Here is a 19,278-nt window from a genome sequence, read left to right as displayed (position 1 = left end):
TGTAGACCTCGCCCTACGCCGGCAGAACCTGCAGCCGTTACGCCTGTCTGCAATCGTTCAAGACCCAGGCAGTGATGCCGCCCTACTTCTCCACCGACCTGACAGGCTATGACGATCAAGGCGGGCACCTTCGCAAAGCGCCTCTATCTTCCCCGGATCCTCGGCTCTGCCGCCGGTTTCTGGGCTGTGGCCGCGGTCCTGACCTCCTATTCCCTGCCGGTCTGGGTCTGGGTGCTGCTGGTCTTCCACGGGTTCATATGGCCTCATGTGGCTTATCTCCTGGCGCGCACAGTACGGGTGTCCTATCACGTGGAGCGCCGGAACATGATCGTCGAGTCCGCGTTTGGCGGGCTCTGGGTCGCTGCCATGCAGTTCAATGCGCTAGGCTGCACGCTATTGATGTCCATGTTCTGCATGAACTGTATCGCGGTAGGCGGCCCTCGCCTGTTGGCCATAAGCCTGCCGGTGATGGCAACCGGCGCCCTGGCTTTCACCTGGCTGCTTGGCTCAACGTTTCTCCCCCAGACCTCGACCGCCCAGGTGTACGCCTGCCTCCCCATGCTTGCGGTCTACCCCATGGCGGTGGCCTTCGCTGCCTACCGATTGGCCGCACAGCTCGCCGAGCACAAGCGTCAGCTGAAGGAAGCCAACCGGATGGACAGCCTCACCGGTCTGCTGAACCAGGGTGCATGGAAGCGCTTTCTTGGCGAAGAATTCACAGCCGCGCAGCAGCGCCCCCTACCCACTACCCTGGCACTGATCGACATCGACCATTTCAAGGCTATCAATGACGTACACGGGCACCTCGTGGGCGATGATGTCATTCGGCTGCTGACCGTTACCCTTCGCCAACGGTGCCGCCCTACTGACGTGGCCGGTCGGATAGGTGGCGATGAGTTCGGCCTGGTACTGCGAGATACCGATGGCGAGCAGGCAGAGGCTATTCTGGCCAGGCTCAAGCACCATATGCTCCAAGCCTTCGAAGCCAGAAAGGATTTGCCACCCATGACCTTGAGTATCGGGGTTTCGGAGCATGGCGCAACCATGAACCGGGTCGAAGACTGGGTCATGGCCAGCGACAATGCTCTCTATCAGGCCAAACGGGAGGGCCGCAACCGGGTCGTCCTGGCTGAGCAAGTCAGCGCTGCACAGATATGACTCACGCCGAGCACGGCCGCCGGTAGGCAGACGGAAAACCTTCAAGAATTTGTAAGAACTCCTCCATGGCGCGAGACACAAACTTGTTCCGATGATGCACCTCATAAAAAGGCCGCGTCAGCGCTGGCAGGCCGTGACGCAACACCACCAGTTGCCCTTGGGCGATGAGATCCCCCACCACCCGACGCGACAGGCAGCTGATACCCAGCCCAGCCGCGACCATGTGCTTGATGGCTTCGGAGCTGCCCACCTCCTGGGTATGCGGCCAATGCTTGAGGTGTGGCAACAGCAGTTCGCTCACCTGCTCGGCCGTACCGGAGCCAGGTTCGCGTAATAGCCAGCGCGCGGAGGCAAGCTGGTGCAAGCTGACCTTCGCGGTTTTGGCCAGGGGATCCTCGGCCGCTGCAACTATCAGCAATTCGTCCTCGCACCAGAGCCGGGCGCTGAGATCCGCCAAGTGACACGGGCCCTCGATCAGGCCCAGGTCGATGCTGAGCTGAGCGGCGTGGCGAGCGATGTCAGCGCTGTTCCCCATGATGACGTCAACTTTTACCTTGGGAGCGCGTTTGGACAGGGCCTTCATCAGGGCGGGCATCAGGTAGTTGCCGATGGTGGTACTGCAGCCGACCCGTAGACGGCCACCGATATCGGCATGTTGAAAGCCGTCTTCGATCTGGGCGGCGGCTTCCAACAACTGTATCGCCTGGGGTAGCAAACCTTGCCCATTCACATTGAGCACGAGCCGCTTGCCTGCCCGGTCGAACAGCTGTGCGCCCAGAGCATGCTCCAACTCTTGGAGTGCGGCGCTAGTGGCTGATTGAGACAAGGACAAGACAGCACTGGCCCGGGTTGTGGAGCCGTGCTGAGCGATCGTTCGAAAGATGGCCAACTGGCGCAGGGTGAGCCTCATGATCTACCAGTTATCCAGGTAACGGATAGCGATATTAACCGTTTCATCAATTAAATTCGGCGGGTTAGCTTTAACGGACCAAACACTTGTATCGTCCGGGGCACTTTCATGGCCGTTACCCTTTTAGCCCACACCTTGCGCCTGCGGCGGCCCCTGACCCACCTGCCGAGGCCGCTGGAAGTCATTCGGCAATTCACACCCAACTGGTTCGCCGTGACCATGGGGACTGGCATCCTTTCACTCGCGCTTGGGCAATGGCCCGGCCACCCGAGGCTTCTGACTCGTATAGGGGAAGTCTTGTGGCTGCTCAACATCCTGCTCTTCGCGCTTTGTACGATGCTGTACAGCGCTCGCTGGGCATTGTTTTACCCGCAAGCCAAGCGTGTATTCGGCCACGCTACGGTCTCGATGTTCTTCGGCACCATTCCCATGGGCCTGGCCACCCTGATCAACGGCTTGGTGCAGTATGGCCTGCCTCGCTGGGGCGAGGCGGCCCTGCACTGGGCTTATGCCTTATGGTGGCTGGATGCCGCGTTGGCCCTGGTGTGCGGTGTGGCCATCCCTTTTTTCATGTTTACTCGGCAGGAGCACCGCATCGATCAGATGACGGCGGTTTGGTTGCTGCCAGTGGTGGCTGGCGAAGTGGCTGCCGCCAGCGCAGGCGCGCTAGCGCCCCATCTGGCCGATGCCACGACGCGGTTCCACCTGCTGGTGGCCAGCTACGCGCTCTGGGCCTACTCGGTGCCAGTGGCCGTGAGCATCCTGGTGATCCTCATGCTGCGCCTGGCGTTGCATAAACTGCCTCAGGCAAGCATGGCTGCATCGAGCTGGCTCGCCCTTGGCCCCCTGGGCACAGCCGCGCTGGGCATGTTGCTCCTGGGCGCGGAGGCGCCGGCCACCTTCGCCGCACAAGGCCTGGGCGATGCCGGCCAGGTGGCGGCGGGCGTCGGCCTGGTGGCCGGGCTGCTGTTCTGGGGGCTCGGATTGTGGTGGTTGCTTCTGGCCGCCCTCATCACGATTCGTTACCTCAAGGTGGGCCTGCCTTTCAATCTCGGCTGGTGGGGCTTTACCTTCCCCATCGGAGTCTATGCGCTGGCCACACTCAAGCTCGGCGCCCTGCTTCACCTGGGCTTCTTCGATTGGCTGGGCGAGGCGCTGGTCGTATCGCTGACGGGGCTATGGCTGCTTGTGGCAGGTCGTACCGCGGCGGGGGCTTACCACGGCAGCTTGTTCGTTTCGCCCTGTATCGCGCACGGCCACAACTGAACCGGCTCATGGCGTTGCAGAGTTGACCCGTGGCCCCTTGACAACCTGCGCCGTAGTTAAAAGCCTTGCCATCCGTCAAGAAACCACTATATTAACGCTTAACGTTATCCGTTAAGCGCTTCCGATGATTGTCAGCTTCAACTGTAAGGACACCGAGACGCTCTATCGTACAGGGCGTACCGTTCGGTGGTCAGGGATTGTAAAAGTGGCAACTCGCAAGCTACAAATGCTTGAGAGCGCCTCGAAACTGATTGACCTTTGTGCGCCTCCAGGTAACCGGCTGGAAGGCCTCAACGGTGACCGCGCGGGTCAGCATAGCATTCGTATAAATGAACAATGGCGGGTGTGCTTCTCATGGACGGAAAACGGTCCGGCAAACGTTGAAATCGTGGATTATCACTGAGGTTCCTATGTTCAAGAACGGCATGCGCCCTATCCATCCCGGTGAAATATTGCGGGAGGAATTCATGGTGCCGCTGGGGCTCTCTGCTTCCGCCTTGGCGCGTGCACTCCATGTTTCAGCTCCGACGGTCAACGAAGTGGTCAGGGAACGGCGTGGCGTCACGGCCGACATGGCCCTGCGGCTGTCGCACTGTTTCAGTACCACAGCAGAGTTCTGGGTCAACCTGCAGGCTAGCTATGAGCTTCGTTTGGCTGAAGCTGAGCATGGGGATGCAATTGCCCGACAGGTCGAGCCAATCGTGGCCTGTGCCTAGTCTGCCGTCCACGGCTGCTGAGTCCAACGAGAGGCTATTGCGCTCTTTCTGCGTCCAGCTTCGATGGGATCTGACCGCACATCAATCCAGCGCGCTATGTCCTTCGCCGGGCCGCTATTGCAGCCAGCCGCGACGCCTGCCTTCATTCGAGATACCTCACTCGTCGATCCGATAATGGAAGGTATTGCGCACCGCGTTCACTTCTACCGCATGGCCGCCGACCATCCGCGGTCGATAGACGAAGGTACTGGCGGCCGCCAGGGACGGGCGAATGAACATCGGATGGCAGCTGCCCACCACATGGGGATCTTGCACATGGCCACGGGTATCCACACGGTATTCGACGGTGCAATCGCCTTCGATGCCATCGTCGAGCGCGCGCGCCGGGTAGCTTGGTGCTTGCTTGCTAATGGGCAGGTATTGCTGGCTCGAGGTCTCGGCGGTGGCCGGAGCGGCTGCGACTGGCGGGCGAGCGGTGGGCCCTGCCATGGGCTCGGCAGGCGGGCTGGGTGAGCTGGGCGCAGCGGGAACTGGCGGCGCCGGGACAGGCCGTGGCGTACTCACGGGCTCAGACGCCCTGGGCGGCACAGCGGGAGCTTTGGGCCGCGCCGTCGTGCTCACCCGCTGCCGCGCCAGATCAGCCGTCTTGGTGAGGGGCCGTGCAACGGCAGGCGCTGGCGTGGATGTTGGAGCTGTTGCCGTCGGTGCGCTAGGCTCTACCCTCGGCGTCGTGGGAGGCGCGGTTACGGGCTGAGCAACCACGGGCGGCGCCGCCCCGGCCGCCAGGCTGGGCGCGGCAGGCGCCAACATCACCACCTCGGTATGCAGCACCTTCGGCGCAGGCACAGGCGGTTGCGTCAGCCCAAGCCGGTAAAGGGCCCAGCCCAGCACCAGATGCAAGGCGACCGCCAGGCCCACCGCCAGGCCTCGCCCCAACCAGAGCGTCCACGACTCGTTGGTGCAGTAGCCAGCGAGCGAACCCGCGCGCGGGGCGACCAGCGCATTCATGGCGCTGCCTCCGTCATCAGGCCCAGCTTGCGGATGCCCGCTGTCTGTAGCGCGGCCATCACCTTCACCACAGCGCCATAGTCCACGCCCTGGTCTGCGCGCAGGTACACAGGCGTGTCCTGGGCTCGCTCGAGCACACTGACGAGCTGCTCGCGCAGCGCGGGGATGTCACTAGCCAAGTGAGGCTCGGGGTCGCGGCCCTGGGTCCAGGCAAAGCCGCCTTCTGGCTTGATCGATAGGGTGACGGCCTGGGACTCATCAGGACCCAGCGCCTGGGCTGCCACCTTTGGCAAATCGATCTTTACCGCTTGGGTAAGCATGGGGGCGGTGACCATGAAGATCACCAGCAGCACCAGCATGACGTCAATGTAAGGCACCACGTTCATTTCGGCCTTGGGGCTATGCTTGCGCAGGGGGCGAGTGAGCATGGGCAGGTCCTCAGGCCGCTTTGGCCAACGCGCCGTGGCTGCCATGCCACTGGCGATGCAGGCGGGCCTGCAGTTGATTGGCCAGGTTGTAATAGCGCGCCAGCAGACGCTGGCCTCTGGCAGCGAAGCGGTTGTAGGCAATAACGGCGGGAATCGCGGCGAACAGGCCGATGGCCGTGGCGATCAACGCCTCTGCAATCCCCGGCGCCACGCTGGACAGGGTTGCCTGCTGCGCCTGGGAAAGGCCCATGAAGGCGCCCATGATGCCCCACACCGTGCCCAGCAGGCCGATGTAGGGGCTTACCGAGCCGATGGTCGCCAGCAAAGACAAGCCCCGCTCGAGCCGCAGCTCCTCTTCTACCAGCAGCACGCCCATGGCGCGCTCCGAGGCTTCCAGCGCCGCGACCGGGCCACTGCCGTCCAGGGGGCGCAGTTGCTGATAGGTGTTCAGGCCAATGGACAACAGGCGCGCCGGACCGTCGTTGGCCTGGACGCGACCCAGGGCCGCAAGGTCTTGGCTCGCCTCCAGGTCTTTCCTGGCCCCGGCCATAGCCGCCTCGGTACGTGCCAGGGTCCAGTGGCGCAGTACGATAAGGTACCAGCTGGCCAACGAGGCCAGCAGCAAGATGGCCATGATCCCTTTCACCACCGGGCTTGCGCCGACGATCAGGCTCCAGACATCCATATGCTCAAGTGACGCTTGCATGGGTAACTCCTTCCCGCTACTGCGCGGGCACTAGATAAAAGCGAAAGAATGACCGTTTGATGACCGCAGACGTCATGGCAACCCGATAGCCCGGGCCAGGTCGTCCCAAGGCACCAGCTTGAAGTTCTGCGCCTGCTCGGGCATGCGCTTGCGTCCGTCCTGCACTACCAGCAGTCCGGCCTGCCAGGGCCCGCCCAGGTTGGCGCTGGTCACGTCCAGGCCATCGGTTTCCGAGGTGCCGTCAATCCCGGCGACGGCGTTGATCCCCACCCGGAAGGCCCCGTGCAAGCGGTACGGCGGCTGCGCGTCCAATACCAGGTAGCTGTCGTTGCCCTGGCTGGAAACCACCAGGTAGCGGCGGTCACCCTTGGCATAGAGCGCCAGCCCCTCCACGTCAGCCTTCAAAGTGTCGCCAACGCCAATGACCGGCCTGGGCTCGGCAGGCGCGCTGGCGCGGGCATCCAGGGCCCAGACCCCGACGTCCTCTTCGCCAATGAACAGGCGATGCTGGGCGTCGTCAGCGACACAGCCTTCCGGCTGGCTGTGCAGAGCGAAGCCGCGCAGCCGCTGGCCTACTACCTTGCCCTGGCTGTCCTGCAGAAGGTACTGCACGAAGCGGCCATCCTTGTCATTGGCGATCGCCTGGATGCCCTGCTCGTCCTTGTAGAGGCACAGACCGTAGATAGCACCCAGTTCAGTCGGCACCTCCCCAGCCACTTCCAGATGACCATCGTCGGGCCGGATGGCGAAGATCAACAGGCTGTTGCGGTCGCGCTGGGTAGCCACGGCCAGGTCCACCGGCTTGCCAGCCAGGCGAAAGCCTCTGCGCAGGTCCACATTGTTCAGCCGGCCCACGTCCAGGCTCTGGCGCAAAAGGCCGTCCAGGCCGTAAACCAGCAAGCCCTGCTTCTTGTTGGTGCCCAGTACCAGGCTACGGCTGGCATCGGTCGGGTGAATCCACAGGGCAGGATCGTCCGCCGCGTCCCCCTGCCGGGCCACAGGTTCGGTTTGCGCCGCCGCCTGCACCTCAGGAAGGGCCGACGCAGCGGCCAAGCGCTGAGGCCGCCACGCCAACTGCCCCAGGCGCACGCCGGCATGGCCGTCACTCTGTACGACCACGTCAAGGCCACTGGGCGACGGGCGAGCCGCCAGGGTTTCCGGGTGACCGCCGCCTGGGATGCTCAGGCTACCCATCGCTTGCCATCCCTTGCCGCTGGCCTGGTACAGGTGCAGTTGGCCTGCCTTGCTGTCCAGCCCCAGTAAGCCGCCGGCTGCCCAGGCCAAGCCATCGGCCGAGCCTGCGAGCTTACCGAAGGGCTGCCGCAGGTCCACCGGGCTGCGCTCGGCCCGTGCCTCGGCTTGCGCCGGGTACAACCACCAGCCCAGGCTGGCCTCGTTCACCGCCAGCTGTTGACTGGTGTCGTCCACTCGGCAATGGCTGGCGTCCGGGGGCAAGGCCAGGGTGCGTACCTGGCGCGGGCTGTCGAGCAAGCGCTCCTGGCTGCCGATCAGCCATTGCTCGCCGTGACCGCCCTCGCCCACCAGAAAAACGAACAGGTTTCCAGCCGGGTCGCGGAACAGACAGGCACCGTTCAACGCAACCGCCATGGGGGGTAAGGCTGGTCCGATTTGCCAAGGACTCGCAGGCTCCGCGGCCGTAGCCAGCACCAGTGCCTGCCGGGTGCTGTCGACCGCAGCTACCAGGGTGCCAGTACCTGACGGGCGACTGTCCAAGCTGTGGAAAGCGCCCTCCAGGCGCGGGCCAGGCGCGCCACCGGCGCTCAACCAGGTCAGGCCCTGGGCACCCGCTATCAGGGTGCCTCCGCTGGCGGGCAGGTCCACGGCCTTGGCCGGCGGTACGTCCAGGGGCGCCTGGAGCGTCAAGCTCGGGTTCGTCTGGGCGAACGCCGCCTGCAGCCCGGCCAGCAGGCCGAGCAGGACAAAGGAATAACGCATCGAGGGTTCTCTAGGTCAGAAATGGGTGAAGGTCAGGCCGAGCTTGTAGGTGGGCCCGTACTCTTCGTACTGGTAGTTGCGCGCGCTGCTGCCGCTGTACACGAAGTAGGGTTCGTTGGTGAGGTTCTGGGCGTCGAAGCTCAGTTGCAGGTTCTTGCTCAGCTTGTAGCGAGCACTGAAATCCACGAAGGTCTGGGCGTCCACATAGGCATCATGGTCTTCGTCGTCGATACCGGAGAGCTCGAACAGGTAGCTGGACTTATAGTTGGCAGCCAGGCGCAGGCTGACCTTTTCGTTCTCCCAGCCTACGCTCAGGTTGGCGACACGCTTGGCCTGTCCGGGCAGGTCGATGGCACGCTTGCGCATGGCCCCTGCGCCACTGTCATAGCCTTCGATTTTCGCGCGGGAGTGGGTGAAGGTGGCGTTGGCGCCCAGTAGGAGGCCGTCCCAGGGAGCGGGCAGCCAATCCAGTTTCTGCGACCAGGCCAACTCCAGCCCATAGAGCCTGGCATGGTCGCCGTTGGCATAGGTGTGGGCCTCGGAGAAGTCGGCATAAGCACCGGTGCCGGCCAGGTCAGTGTTGTAGATGAAGTCCTTGATGTCCTTATAGAAGACGAAGGCGGACAGCGTGCCGGCGCGGCCCATGAAATGTTCGATGCCCAGGTCCAGGTTGCTGGATTTGAGCGGGTTCAGGTCCGGGTTGCCGAAGCTGGCTTCGTCGTCCTCGATCACGAACCCTGGTGCCATCTGGCCAAAGGTTGGCCGCACCACGGTGTTGGTCCAGGCAGCCCGTATCTGGGTGGCGCGGTCCAGTTGATAGCGCAGGTGCAGCCCTGGCAGCCAGTGGTGGTAGCTACGCTCGCTTTCAACAGTGCTGAAGGCGCCATCGGTGTAGCCGGTGCCCTTGGCTTCGGTACGGGTGCCCTCATAGCGAAGCCCGGCGATGATCCGCCAGTTGTCCACATCCACTGTGTTCATGAAATAGCCAGCGTCGATGTCTTCGCTGATGTCGAAGTCGTTGACCCGGGACTCCTGCTCGTCGTAGTACGCCGACGAATCGAGGCCGCCGATCAATCCCTTGATGGCACTGGCACTGATACCGCTGCCGTAGTTGCCAAGGCTGTAATGCACCTTGCTGCCACTGAAGTTGCTCAGGTTCAACTGCGCGTCGGTGTAGCCGGCATCATCCAGATCCTCATACACCCAGGTATCCAGGTCATTGGTCTTGTCGCGGCGGCTCACCTTGCCGCCGAACTTGAACTGGGAGGCATAACCCAGGATATCGTAGTCACGGGCCAGGTCCAGGCGCAGGTTCTTTTCGGTGTCGCGGGTGTACTGCTTCTCCCACTCGACCTTGTCCAGGCTGTAGCTGCTGGCATCGTAGGCACTCACTGGGAGCAATGCGCGGGGCTGTTCGCTGTCGTAGTAACCGGCATCGAGGCTGTCGTCCGCCTCGAACACAGCGCTGGCAACATGTCCTGGGGTGTTCTCGCTGGAGCGACTGAAACCCGCCTGGCTGCTGACCGTCCACAAGCCCAGGGTGCGCTTGCCGCCTAGCACATAGGACTGGATCAGCTGGGTTTCTTCGCGGTTCTTCAGGCGCTGACTCACCTCGGCTTCGCCGGTTTCACCTTCGGCCAGGGCGTCTTCGAATTCGATGACCCGAGCGTTTCGGGTTTCGCTGTCCTTGAAGCTGCTGTAAAGGGTACGCAGGTAGTAGTTGCTCAGGTCGTCGGGCTTGTAGTCGAAGTTCAGGCCCATGCCGCCCCGCTCCCGGCTGATGTCATAGTCCCGTTGCTCGAAGGACTGCAAAGCGTCGCCGCTCCAGTCGCCGCCTGTCTCCACGTTGTCCGAGCCGAAGTCGCGCTTCTGCCAGCTCAGGGCCGCGGCCACGCCGAAGTTGTCGACCCCATCGCCCAGACTGAAGCGGTCGCTGACGGCGCCTGAGAACTTGGGGCTGTTCTAGTGGCTATTGCCGTCGTGGCTCACCTCGGAAGTACCGGTGTAGAACAACCCCTTGTGGTCGAACGCCGAGAGGCTCTGCACCTCGACAGTACCGCCGAGGGCGTTGGCGTCCATGTCGGGGGTCAGTGTCTTGGTCACCGACAGCGACTGCACCAGCTCGGCCGGCAGCACATCCAGGGCCACGGCCCGCCGATCGCTCTCCGGCGAGGGCACCAAGGTGCCGTTGATGGTTACGCTGTTGAGGTCAGGGCTCAGGCCGCGCACGCTGACGAAACGACCTTCACCCTGGTCCCGCTCGACGCTCACGCCCGGCAAGCGCTGGGTCGCCTCGGCCACGTTCTGGTCCGGCAGCTGCGCCACCCCATCGGCATGCACCACGCTCTTGATGCTGTCTGAGGCTTTCTGCTCCTTGAGCGCCTTGTCGATGCGCGCGGCCTGGCCTACCACCTTCACATGCTCCACGGGCGGCGTCACGGCCTCATCTTCGGCCTGGGCGGCCACTGCCATCGTCATGGTGCTCAAGGTAAACCCGACCCAACCGGCGGCGCCCCATCCCTTGCTCATCCTGATATCCCCTGTCAGCCATGCCGGGCAACGGCCCGGCGATCTGGTGGGGCACGCTAGGCAGCGGTCATGACACTGGCGTGACAGCCTCGGACGGCACGCGCCAGAAACCCTGGATTGCAGGCGGTTTCAGGGCGTCCGTGGGCTGATCCGACCCCTCTCTTGGGCCATGCCGCCTGATCCATCGCCCGCGGGACCGACAGCAAGGAGTCCAGGCGAGAATTCTTTGGCACATGGCCTGGGCTGAATCGACCCCTGGGCTGTCACCAGCCTGTCACACCGCTCTGCTTAGGTGGCGCCATCGAAACCGGGAGTTACGCAGATGCACAACGGATGGCGCTCACACCTTGGCCCCCTGCTCACTCTCGCCTTGGCCGCCAACGCTGTCCTGGTGACGATGCTGATGTTCGGCCGCGTCAAGGGCACCGAAGAGTGGATCTGGATCGATATCCTGGGTGAAGGCGGCTCGGCGTTGCTCAGCCTGGTGTGGCTGGGGCTGGTGCTCAAGAGCCGGCCGGCCGGGCGCGTTACTCGCTACCTGATGCTGGGCCTTTCGATGGTGTTCATCGCTGGCTGGGCGGATTGGCTGGACGAGTTCATTCGCCTGCCCGCCGACGCGCCCCTCGGGCATCTTCTCGAGTCGAGCTGCATGCCGCTGGGGCTGCTGCTGGTGACCTGGGGCATCTATCACTGGCATCGCGAGCAACTGGCGATCAACGCGCGCATGGCCAAACGCGAACAGGGCGTGCGCGACCATGAAAGCTTCGATGCCTTGACGCCCCTGGCGACTGCCGATTACCTCAAGGCCCGCCTGCCACGGATGATGGCGACCGCGCGCCGTGCAGGCCAGCCGCTCAGCCTGGTCGCGCTGGACATTTGTGATTTCCGCCAAGTGAACGATGCTTTCGGATACGCTGAAGGCGATGCCTTGCTCAGCAGCCTCAGCCACTTGCTGCTACTGAACCTGCGTCGGCAGGACTTGCTCTGCCGCCTGGCCGGGGACCGCTTCGCCGTGGTATTGCCCGGCACGGGAGAGCAACAGGCCGGACTGATGGCCGCCGAGCTGGCCGAGGCAGTCGCCAGCCTGGCCCACCGCACCACTGCGCAAGGCGAGCGCATCCGCCTGCGAGCCCGGGTCTGCGCCGTCATGGCCCGGGACGAAACCCCCGAACAGTTGCTGCAACGGGTGAGCCTGGGGCTGGCCCGCGCCGCCAACCTCGCCCGGAGCGCCTGAGATGGCCGCCAGCGTTAGCTACGAACGCGACAGCGTTTTCATTCCGGCGCACGGCCAGCCGGCGTTGCTGATCGACCTGGTCTTGTCCCGGGGTATCCACAATCACCGCCTGCTGCGCGGTACCGGACTATTTTACGAGGACATCGCCAGCGGGCAGGCCCTGCTTGCCGCCAGCCAGTACCTGGACCTGATCGGCAATGCCCGGCGCTTGCTGGTCGCCGACGACACCAGCTTCCTGTTTGGCCATCGGCTCTGGCCCGGCCATTATGGCCCCGCCAGCGATGCGCTGCGGACCGCCGCCAATCTTGGCGAAGCCCTGGAATCACTGGTGCATTTGCAAGTACTGCTAAGCCCGCTCGCTGCCCTCCGGGTGCGCACCGACGAGCAGCAGGCTTACCTGAGCTGGCGGGACAGCTGCGGCGCCGGCGAGCAGTGGCCCTTCCTGCTCGAGGCACTCTGCGCAGGCCTGGTGAACCTCTGCGACGGCCTTGCCGGGGAGCGGCTGCCGTGGCGCTTCGACTTTCGCCATCCAACGCCCAGGCATCTTGAGCAATACTGGGTGCACCTGGGAGAACAGTGCCGCTTCGATCAACCCGTGCAGCAACTGTGCCTGCCGCTGCGCTATCTGACGCGCCCGCGTGCCGGGGTCTCGCCCCTGGCCGGCCGGGTCGCCACCGACGAAGCCCGTCGCCAGGTACAGCGCCTGGGTTTCAGCCATAGCCTGATCGACTCGCTCTATGCCATGTTGCGCGACGCCGGGCCCAGGCCACCCAACCTGGAAGCCGCCGCCAGCGGCCTGGGCATGAGCGCCACCACCTTGAAGCGCAAGCTGCAGCGCCACGGTACCGGGTTCCAGACCCTGCTGGATGAAGCGCGTCGGGACCTGGCCCTGGACCTGTATCAACTGCGCGGCTGGGACCACGAAGCGGTGGCCCGCTACCTCAATCTCCAGGACCCGGCGAACTTTCGTCGGGCCTTGAAGCGCTGGACAGGAACCACACCCAGCTTGTTGCGCAGGCTGTTGCAGGGCGGCTGAGCACTTCCCGGCAGTGTCCTCCATGCACTGAGCACGCGCCAGCCGACGGCGCTTGCAATTGAGTGCAGATATTCATACAGCTGACGCTAGCTTCGCTTACAGTGGCAAGCCATGACTTGAAGGAATCCTAATGGCCAGCACCGAGACCCGCCCGCCACTACCGCCTTTCACTAGGCAAACCGCGATACTCAAGGTCCGCTTGGCCGAAGATGGCTGGAACAGCCGCGACGCCGCCAAGGTTGCCTTGGCCTATACGCCGGATACCCAGTGGCGTAACCGCGCGGAATTCATTCACGGTCGGGCCGAGGCCCAGGCTTTCCTTGAACGCAAATGGAACAAGGAGCTGGACTACCGCTTGATCAAGGAGCTCTGGGCCTTCACGGAGCACCGCATCGCCGTGCGCTACGCCTATGAATGGCATGATGATTCCGGCCACTGGTTTCGCTCCTACGGGAACGAAAACTGGGAATTTGCCGACAGCGGCCTGATGACTCGCCGCTTCGCCTCAATCAACGACCTGCCCATCACCGAGGCCGAACGCAAATTTCGCTGGCCCCTGGGTCGCCGGCCGGACGACCATCCTGGGTTGTCAGAGCTGGGGTTGTGATCGAAGATCACGCCCCCCAGAGATGCAATGACCTCAGGCCGATCACGCTCAATCGCTACCATAGCGCGGCGACCGCGGCCCGTAGAGCAACCCTGCCGGATGCCCGGCGGACAGCAGGCGGCCGCTGGTAATACCAGCGATGGGGTAACCGGCATCGTCCACCGCGCTGGCGATGATCTGATTCACCGCCGCCACGATCAGCATGCCCACCAGGCCGCCGCCGTTGTTCTGGTTTTCCTGGCTGGACGCACTGGCAGCCCCCGTCCACAAGGTGGTGCCAGTCTTCAGGTCCACCAGGCGGGCATGGGCGGTCACGATGGTTGCGCTGCTGAGCACCATGTACTTGGTACCGTAATCGCTGACGGTGATATAGAGCCCGGCATCGGCGCCATAGATCTCACGCAGCTTGGCCGGCGGCAGTTGATGAATGTCCCCTGCAGCGGTCACGCCGTTCTGGCGGAAAGTCTCGTCCATCAGTGCCACCGGCACCACGTAGTAACCCGCCTCGGCCAACGGAACCGTCACTTGGGCCAGCATGCTGTAGGTGGCCTTGACGTCCGGCGACTCGTTCAGTGGCGGCAGCACCACGATAGAACGCGGGCGAGCCTGCTTGTAGGCCTGGTAATCGACAGTCTTCATCGGCACGCAGCCACCGGCCAGGGCCGCCAGGGCAAGCAAGGCCAGGCATTTGAGCATAGGTTTCATAGCGACGTCGCTCCTTGAGCCGAGGCCGTAGTGGCAGCTGGAGCACTGGCGGCGGGTTGCGCATTGCCCGCGGCGCGATTGCCGCCTGCGTTTTTCAACAGAAAGTCCATATAGGTGGCCGATTCAGGAAACAACGCCTTTTCCGCCTGGAACTCTGCCGCCATCCGCGCCGGCTGGCCAAGATCGGCGCAGAGCAAACCCATCTGCGCGTGATAGCCGGGCGGCACCGCGCCGTTCTTGGCCTTGATCCGCTCCAGCCCCGCTTCGAGCGCCTGCAACTGCTGTTCTTTGGATTCACCCTTGAAGTAGCTGCGGACCTGAGGCTGGTAACCTTCCCATTGGTACAGCGTTTTAGGCCCGGCGCAGCCAGCCAGCCAGCCACACACCAGCGCGGTGGCCGTGCATTTCAATACAAGCTTCATGTGTTCAGTCCTTTGATCAGTGTTGCGGTTTCCAGGCACCGCTGTCCACGGCGCTGACCAGCCGGTTCACGGCTTCACGCAGGGCCAGGTCCAGCACCTTGCCGTTAAGCGTCGAGTCATAGCTGGCGGTACCACCGAAGCCGATGATTTCGCGATTGGAAAGGGCGTACTCACCGGCGCCCTGGGTGGAATACACCACCTCGGACGTGGTGCTATCGACGATGTTCAGCGCCACCTTGGCGTAGGCGACCTGGGTTTTAGCGCGGCCGAGGATGCCGAACAACTGCTGGTCGCCCACCTCTTTGCGACCGAACTCGGTCACGTCGCCAGTCACTACGTAATCGGCGCCCTTGAGGCGCTGGGCCTGGCCTTTGAACGTAGCTTCCTGCTGGATCTCACCCAGGTTGTCACGGTCCAGCACGTTGAACCGCCCCGTCTGCTGCAGGTGAGTCACTAGAATGGTCTTGGCCTGGCTGCCGAGGCGGTCCACGCCATCGGAGAAGATCCCGCGCATGTAGCTTGAGCGGTTGTCGAACTTGCCGACCGCGATGGGCGAACGCGCGCCGCTGTAGGGCCGAGCCACGCTCTCGACTTGGGCTACTGGCAGAGCTCGGGAGGTTTCAGTGGCGGCGCAGCCGGCCAGCACAACCAAGGCGGCGACCGCCAGCACAGGCGAGACGCCCCGGGTAAACATGGGTTTCACGAACAGCTCCTTGTCAGGAATGGCATCCATTGCGGCCCGCCATCAGGCGTGCTTGGGAGCTGCAGTATAAAGGTGCCACTCAATTGCCACTAGTGGTCTTTTGAAATTTATCCATATTTATACAGGACTGCAAAGGCTCTACTACGGGCCTTGGCAGAAGGCCATCTTGGTTGTAAACCGCCTTGATGTATCAGTAATAGCCACTATCAAAGCCCGTGATTTCTGCACGGGCGTCGAGGGCCTTAGCCTGAACGCATTCCAGAACTGAAATGCGCCGAGAGGCCGGAGGGACCCATGAAAACCTTGCTGATTATGACGTCGTTGCTGCTCACCGCCGCCCTGACAGGCTGCGCCACCGATGGCCCCGAAACCCGGCCGTATACTCCAGAAGAGCGCTTCCAGCTGTCCATGGAAGCCCTGAATCGCCAGGGGCTTTCCTACGACCAGTACGTCCAGGCTCGGGCCAGGCTGATCCGCGGCCAGGACACCAACGCCGCGGGCATTGCCCAAGGCCTGCGCCCCGCCTCGCCGGGTCGCGAGAGCTAATTCCCCGGTAGCCGAGCCGGCTTGTGCTTTGAAATCCTCCTTTACGATCTCACCAGCGGCCAGGGCACCCTTTGGGTCGAGCCGCTCTGGATCACTCAGCAAGCGTGGAGCAGGGTCATTTCTGCTCGATCTCCTTCAAGGCCGACAACCACGTCTCCCAGGCTACTGCTGCCCGCTCCGGTGTTGGACTGGCACTGGTGCCCCACTACCTGGGACGCCGGGAGCCAAGCCTGAGACGCTGCCGTCTGGGCAATGAGCCACCTGCCCTGGACATCTGTTGCTGATGCGAGCGCAAGACCGGAGAGCCTCCCTGTCCGGACCGTCGCGGCTTATCTGCGGGAGGCCTTCGAGCGTGAGCAAGGGCTATTCGTGGACTGATGCGCCTGAGCCTTCAGGCGCAACCCCTTACGCTGTGAAACCGCCATCGACCATCAACTCGGCGCCGCTGACGAAACCCGCCTCGGGGCTGGCAAGATAGGCGACCGCGCTGGCCACGTCACTGCCTTGGCCATACCGGCCAAGGGCGATGTTCGGACGGACGAAGTCTGCCACCGGGCCGTCGGCGGGGTTCATGTCACTGTCGGTGGGCCCGGGATGCACCACGTTGACGGTGATGCCGCGCGGCCCCAGGTCGCGGACCAGGCCCCGGCTGAAGCCGGTCAGGGCACCCTTGGTCAGGGTGTAGGCCGACGCGGTCGCGAACGCGGCGTACTGCACCATCGAGCTGCCGATATGAATGATGCGACCGCCCTGCCCCATGTGCCGCAGGGCTGCCTGGGTGGCCACGAATACCCCGGTGACATTGACCGCCAGGATCCTTTGAAAGTCTTCGAAAGCAATGTCTTCAGGCGCGCCCAGTACGCTGATGCCCGCATTGTTCACCAGAATGTCGATCTGGCCATAGCGCTGGGCAATGCCGTCGATAGCCTCGCGTACGGCCTGCGGGTCACCGGCGTTGGCGGCCAATGAGACAGCCTGGCCACCCGCCTCGATGATCTGCCGCACTACCGCGTCGGCGCGGTCAGGCGAGGCGTTATAGGTAATGGCCACGGTCGCGCCGTCCGCGGCCAGGCGCTTGGCGATGGCTGCGCCGATGCTGCGTGAACCACCGGTAACGATAGCGACCTTGCCGGCCAGCGGAGGATTGGAGATGTTCATCGTTTTAGCCTCTGGTATGTGTGGGTTGATGAGGCTATGAGACGCTTTTCAGTCTTTCTCCAGTAGAGGGTAATCGCTAGAATCATTTTCAAGCATCACTTGAAGGTAGGCTTATGGAAACCTTGGGTAACCTGTTGTCGTTCGTACGCAGCGCCGAGGCTGGGAGCTTTTCCGCGGCGGCACGGCGACTTGGCCTCACCCCGGCCGCGGTGAGCCGTAACGTTGCTCAGCTGGAAGCGAACCTAGGGGTTCGTCTGTTTCAGCGCAGTACGCGCAAGCTGACCCTGACCGAGGCCGGCGAGCGGTTTCTTGGGAACGTGGGTGCCGGACTGGACGCCGTGCAGGCGGCAATCGAACATATGGCCAGCCATGCGGACGAGCCCTCTGGCGTTCTACGGCTTACGGCCGCGCCCGGCTTCGGTCGCGATTTCCTGTTGCCGCTCATGCCCGAATTTCTTGAGCGATACCCTAAGGTCATCCCGGAATGGACGTTCGAGAATCGCCAGGTGGACTTGGTGGCGGAGGGTTACGACGCCGCCGTCGGTGGCGGTATCGAGCTGGCTCAGGGCCTTGTGGCCCGAAGCATCGCCCCCGCTCACCTGATGCTGGTGGCATCGCCAGGCTATCTTTCGAAACAGGGCCGCATCCGGGACCTGGAGGCGTTGGCCAAGCGGGATCATCTGGCCATGCGCTCCGTGCAGACAGGCAAGGTGCGCAGCTGGATGCTTCAAGGTCCGCATGGCCAGCAAAGCCCTTTGCAGTTAACTCCCCGCTTGCTGGCCAACGATCCCCAAGCCTTGTGCCAATGCGCCCGCCTGGGCTTGGGCATCGCCCTGCTGGCCGTGCCGGATGTGATGCCCTACTTGCGAGACGGCAGCCTGGAGCGGGTACTGCCCGGGTGGTACGTGGACGCCGGACAGATCTACCTTTACTTCTCCAGCCAGAAACTGTTGCCCGCCAAGACCAGGGCCTTCGTGGATTTCGTGGTGGACAGGGCGCGCAACGCTGACTGGGCGACGGGCCTGAATGCGCGACTCAGCAATTGAGTCCATTCAAAGACAGGGCTGAGGTTGTAGAACAGCGACAAGCGGACTACGCAAAAACGCAGCTTAGCCGATACGGTAATAGCAAACTGCCGCCTATTCCCTGACCTTGAAGCCTGAACATGAACGCTCACTCCGACGCCGTAGACCTGCGAGCGCTTCTGGACTCGATCCAGGAATTCATCGTGGTCAAGGACGGCCAAGGCCGCTGGCTGTTTTGTAATGAAACGGCTTTGCAAGCCTACGGCTTGAGCGGCTTTGACTATGTAGGAATTACCGACGAAGCACTGACAGCGATTCAGCCTGCCTACGCCGAGGGGTTCCGCCGAAACATGCAAACCGACGAGCTTGCGTGGAGTAACGCCCGCCCCACCCTGATCGAAAAATCCTTCACTGGCGCGGATGGGCGGCTGAACACCTGGGAAGTGGTCAAAACCCCACATTTCGATAGCGAGGGGAAGCGTCAGCGGCTAGTTATCGTGAGCCGGAACATCACTGAGCGCAAGCTTGCGCAAGAAGCGCTCAAGGCCAGCGAAGACCGCCTACGACAGCTCGCCTTCATTGACTCGCTGACCGGCATACCCAACAGGCGCGGGATACTGGACCTGGTTTCGCTGCAGCTGTCTGCCTTGAACCCGGCCGAACCGGCCGAGCTTGGTCGGGCCCTGCTTTACCTGGACCTGGATGACTTCAAGCGCATCAACGACCGGTACGGTCATGAGGTGGGTGATGAGCTGTTGGTCGCCTTCGCCCGAAGAACGCGTCATGCCCTGCGCAAGATTGACCTCTTCGGCCGCATCGGCGGAGATGAATTCGTCATATTCCTGGGCGGCGGCGAGCGCGGCCAGGCCATCCGACTCGCGACGCGTCTCTGTGAAGCGCTCCAGCAACCTTGGGCGATCAGAGGCCAACGGATCAAAACCTCGTCTTCCATCGGCCTGGCCTTCTATCCCGAAGCCGGGCGAGATATCCATACCTTGATGCGCCGGGCCGATGAAGCGCTCTACCAGGCGAAAAGCGGCGGGCGTTCCCAGGTCAGGGTGTACGTTCCAACGGGTTCGGCACCCCAGCCTTGATCAGCGCCTGGCTCGCTGCGTCGGATCAGGCTGATCGCAGCGCGCCCAAGTCACCCGCAGGGACGCCGGCC

General features: G+C 63.3%; 18 protein-coding genes and 2 pseudogenes. 10 read left to right on the top strand and 10 right to left on the bottom strand.

What is annotated here, in order from left to right; genetic code table 11:
- Positions 1 to 108: 108 nt before the first annotated feature.
- On the top strand, positions 109 to 1,158 hold the full coding sequence (locus tag BN1188_RS16825) for a diguanylate cyclase (RefSeq protein ID WP_040262525.1): 1,050 nt from the start codon (positions 109 to 111) through the stop codon (positions 1,156 to 1,158).
- 1 nt (position 1,159) lies between these two features.
- On the opposite strand, the gene BN1188_RS16820 is transcribed toward BN1188_RS16825, so the two are convergent.
- Positions 1,160 to 2,068, bottom strand: coding sequence for a LysR family transcriptional regulator (locus tag BN1188_RS16820; RefSeq protein ID WP_040262524.1), 909 nt, complete (start codon positions 2,066 to 2,068; stop codon positions 1,160 to 1,162).
- A 108-nt stretch (positions 2,069 to 2,176) separates the two neighbouring features.
- Between BN1188_RS16820 and BN1188_RS16815 the strand changes: the two genes are divergently transcribed.
- From BN1188_RS16815 to BN1188_RS16805, 3 genes are all read left to right on the top strand, one after another.
- Positions 2,177 to 3,334, top strand: coding sequence for a TDT family transporter (locus tag BN1188_RS16815; RefSeq protein WP_040262523.1), 1,158 nt, complete (start codon positions 2,177 to 2,179; stop codon positions 3,332 to 3,334).
- Positions 3,335 to 3,458: 124 nt separating this feature from the next.
- Entirely contained in the window at positions 3,459 to 3,737 is a 279-nt protein-coding gene (locus tag BN1188_RS16810; protein WP_084596257.1) for a type II toxin-antitoxin system RelE/ParE family toxin, read from the top strand.
- A gap of 7 nt (positions 3,738 to 3,744) precedes the next feature.
- A complete protein-coding gene (locus BN1188_RS16805; RefSeq protein ID WP_040262522.1) occupies positions 3,745 to 4,050 on the top strand; it encodes a HigA family addiction module antitoxin in 306 nt (101 codons plus the stop codon).
- A gap of 156 nt (positions 4,051 to 4,206) precedes the next feature.
- Here the strand turns inward: BN1188_RS16805 and BN1188_RS16800 are convergent, their stop codons facing one another.
- The 5 genes and pseudogenes from BN1188_RS16800 to BN1188_RS16780 form a co-directional block, all read right to left on the bottom strand.
- Positions 4,207 to 5,058 (bottom strand): energy transducer TonB, encoded by an 852-nt coding sequence (locus BN1188_RS16800; RefSeq protein WP_052469326.1) that lies wholly within the window; start codon positions 5,056 to 5,058, stop codon positions 4,207 to 4,209.
- A complete protein-coding gene (gene tolR / locus BN1188_RS16795) occupies positions 5,055 to 5,486 on the bottom strand; it encodes a protein TolR (protein ID WP_040262521.1) in 432 nt (143 codons plus the stop codon). Before tolR ends, BN1188_RS16800 begins: the two co-directional genes overlap by 4 nt.
- 10 nt (positions 5,487 to 5,496) lie before the next feature.
- Positions 5,497 to 6,192: a MotA/TolQ/ExbB proton channel family protein gene (locus tag BN1188_RS16790; protein WP_040262520.1), complete on the bottom strand. Its 696-nt coding sequence runs from the start codon at positions 6,190 to 6,192 to the stop codon at positions 5,497 to 5,499.
- 72 nt (positions 6,193 to 6,264) lie between these two features.
- Complete coding sequence (locus BN1188_RS16785; RefSeq protein ID WP_040262519.1) at positions 6,265 to 8,148, bottom strand: phytase; 1,884 nt, start codon at positions 8,146 to 8,148, stop codon at positions 6,265 to 6,267.
- A 15-nt stretch (positions 8,149 to 8,163) separates the two neighbouring features.
- Positions 8,164 to 10,677 (bottom strand): annotated as a pseudogene (locus tag BN1188_RS16780) (TonB-dependent receptor).
- Positions 10,678 to 10,999: 322 nt separating this feature from the next.
- Between BN1188_RS16780 and BN1188_RS16775 the strand changes: the two are divergent.
- The 3 genes from BN1188_RS16775 to BN1188_RS16765 all read left to right on the top strand — a co-directional run bounded on the left by BN1188_RS16775 (position 11,000) and on the right by BN1188_RS16765 (position 13,554).
- Positions 11,000 to 11,911 (top strand): GGDEF domain-containing protein, encoded by a 912-nt coding sequence (locus BN1188_RS16775; protein WP_040262518.1) that lies wholly within the window; start codon positions 11,000 to 11,002, stop codon positions 11,909 to 11,911.
- 1 nt (position 11,912) lies between these two features.
- A complete protein-coding gene (locus BN1188_RS16770; RefSeq protein ID WP_040262517.1) occupies positions 11,913 to 12,947 on the top strand; it encodes an AraC family transcriptional regulator in 1,035 nt (344 codons plus the stop codon).
- Positions 12,948 to 13,077: 130 nt separating this feature from the next.
- Positions 13,078 to 13,554 carry a nuclear transport factor 2 family protein gene (locus BN1188_RS16765; protein ID WP_040262516.1) on the top strand — a complete coding sequence of 159 codons (477 nt, stop codon included), beginning with the start codon at positions 13,078 to 13,080 and terminating at the stop codon, positions 13,552 to 13,554.
- A 48-nt stretch (positions 13,555 to 13,602) separates the two neighbouring features.
- Here the strand turns inward: BN1188_RS16765 and BN1188_RS16760 are convergent, their stop codons facing one another.
- The 3 genes and pseudogenes from BN1188_RS16760 to BN1188_RS16750 all read right to left on the bottom strand — a co-directional run bounded on the left by BN1188_RS16760 (position 13,603) and on the right by BN1188_RS16750 (position 15,375).
- Positions 13,603 to 14,259: a DUF799 domain-containing protein gene (locus tag BN1188_RS16760; RefSeq protein ID WP_052469325.1), complete on the bottom strand. Its 657-nt coding sequence runs from the start codon at positions 14,257 to 14,259 to the stop codon at positions 13,603 to 13,605.
- A gap of 80 nt (positions 14,260 to 14,339) precedes the next feature.
- Positions 14,340 to 14,681, bottom strand: a pseudogene (locus BN1188_RS16755) (DUF4810 domain-containing protein); the annotation flags it as partial.
- Positions 14,682 to 14,697: 16 nt separating this feature from the next.
- Positions 14,698 to 15,375 carry a CsgG/HfaB family protein gene (locus tag BN1188_RS16750; RefSeq protein WP_040264108.1) on the bottom strand — a complete coding sequence of 226 codons (678 nt, stop codon included), beginning with the start codon at positions 15,373 to 15,375 and terminating at the stop codon, positions 14,698 to 14,700.
- Between the two features lie 303 nt (positions 15,376 to 15,678).
- Between BN1188_RS16750 and BN1188_RS16745 the strand changes: the two genes are divergently transcribed.
- Entirely contained in the window at positions 15,679 to 15,930 is a 252-nt protein-coding gene (locus BN1188_RS16745) for an outer membrane protein assembly factor BamD (protein WP_040262515.1), read from the top strand.
- Between the two features lie 405 nt (positions 15,931 to 16,335).
- On the opposite strand, the gene BN1188_RS16740 is transcribed toward BN1188_RS16745, so the two are convergent.
- A complete protein-coding gene (locus BN1188_RS16740; protein WP_040262514.1) occupies positions 16,336 to 17,088 on the bottom strand; it encodes a 3-oxoacyl-ACP reductase family protein in 753 nt (250 codons plus the stop codon).
- Between the two features lie 113 nt (positions 17,089 to 17,201).
- Between BN1188_RS16740 and BN1188_RS16735 the strand changes: the two genes are divergently transcribed.
- Positions 17,202 to 18,134: a LysR family transcriptional regulator gene (locus BN1188_RS16735; RefSeq protein ID WP_040262513.1), complete on the top strand. Its 933-nt coding sequence runs from the start codon at positions 17,202 to 17,204 to the stop codon at positions 18,132 to 18,134.
- A 119-nt stretch (positions 18,135 to 18,253) separates the two neighbouring features.
- Entirely contained in the window at positions 18,254 to 19,207 is a 954-nt protein-coding gene (locus BN1188_RS16730) for a GGDEF domain-containing protein (RefSeq protein ID WP_040262512.1), read from the top strand.
- Positions 19,208 to 19,278: the final 71 nt, after the last annotated feature.

The organism is Pseudomonas massiliensis (genome assembly GCF_000826105.1).
GTDB lineage: Bacteria > Pseudomonadota > Gammaproteobacteria > Pseudomonadales > Pseudomonadaceae > Aquipseudomonas > Aquipseudomonas massiliensis.
Note: the sequence above shows the minus strand (reverse complement) of the source record. Positions and strands in the feature narration are given on the sequence as shown.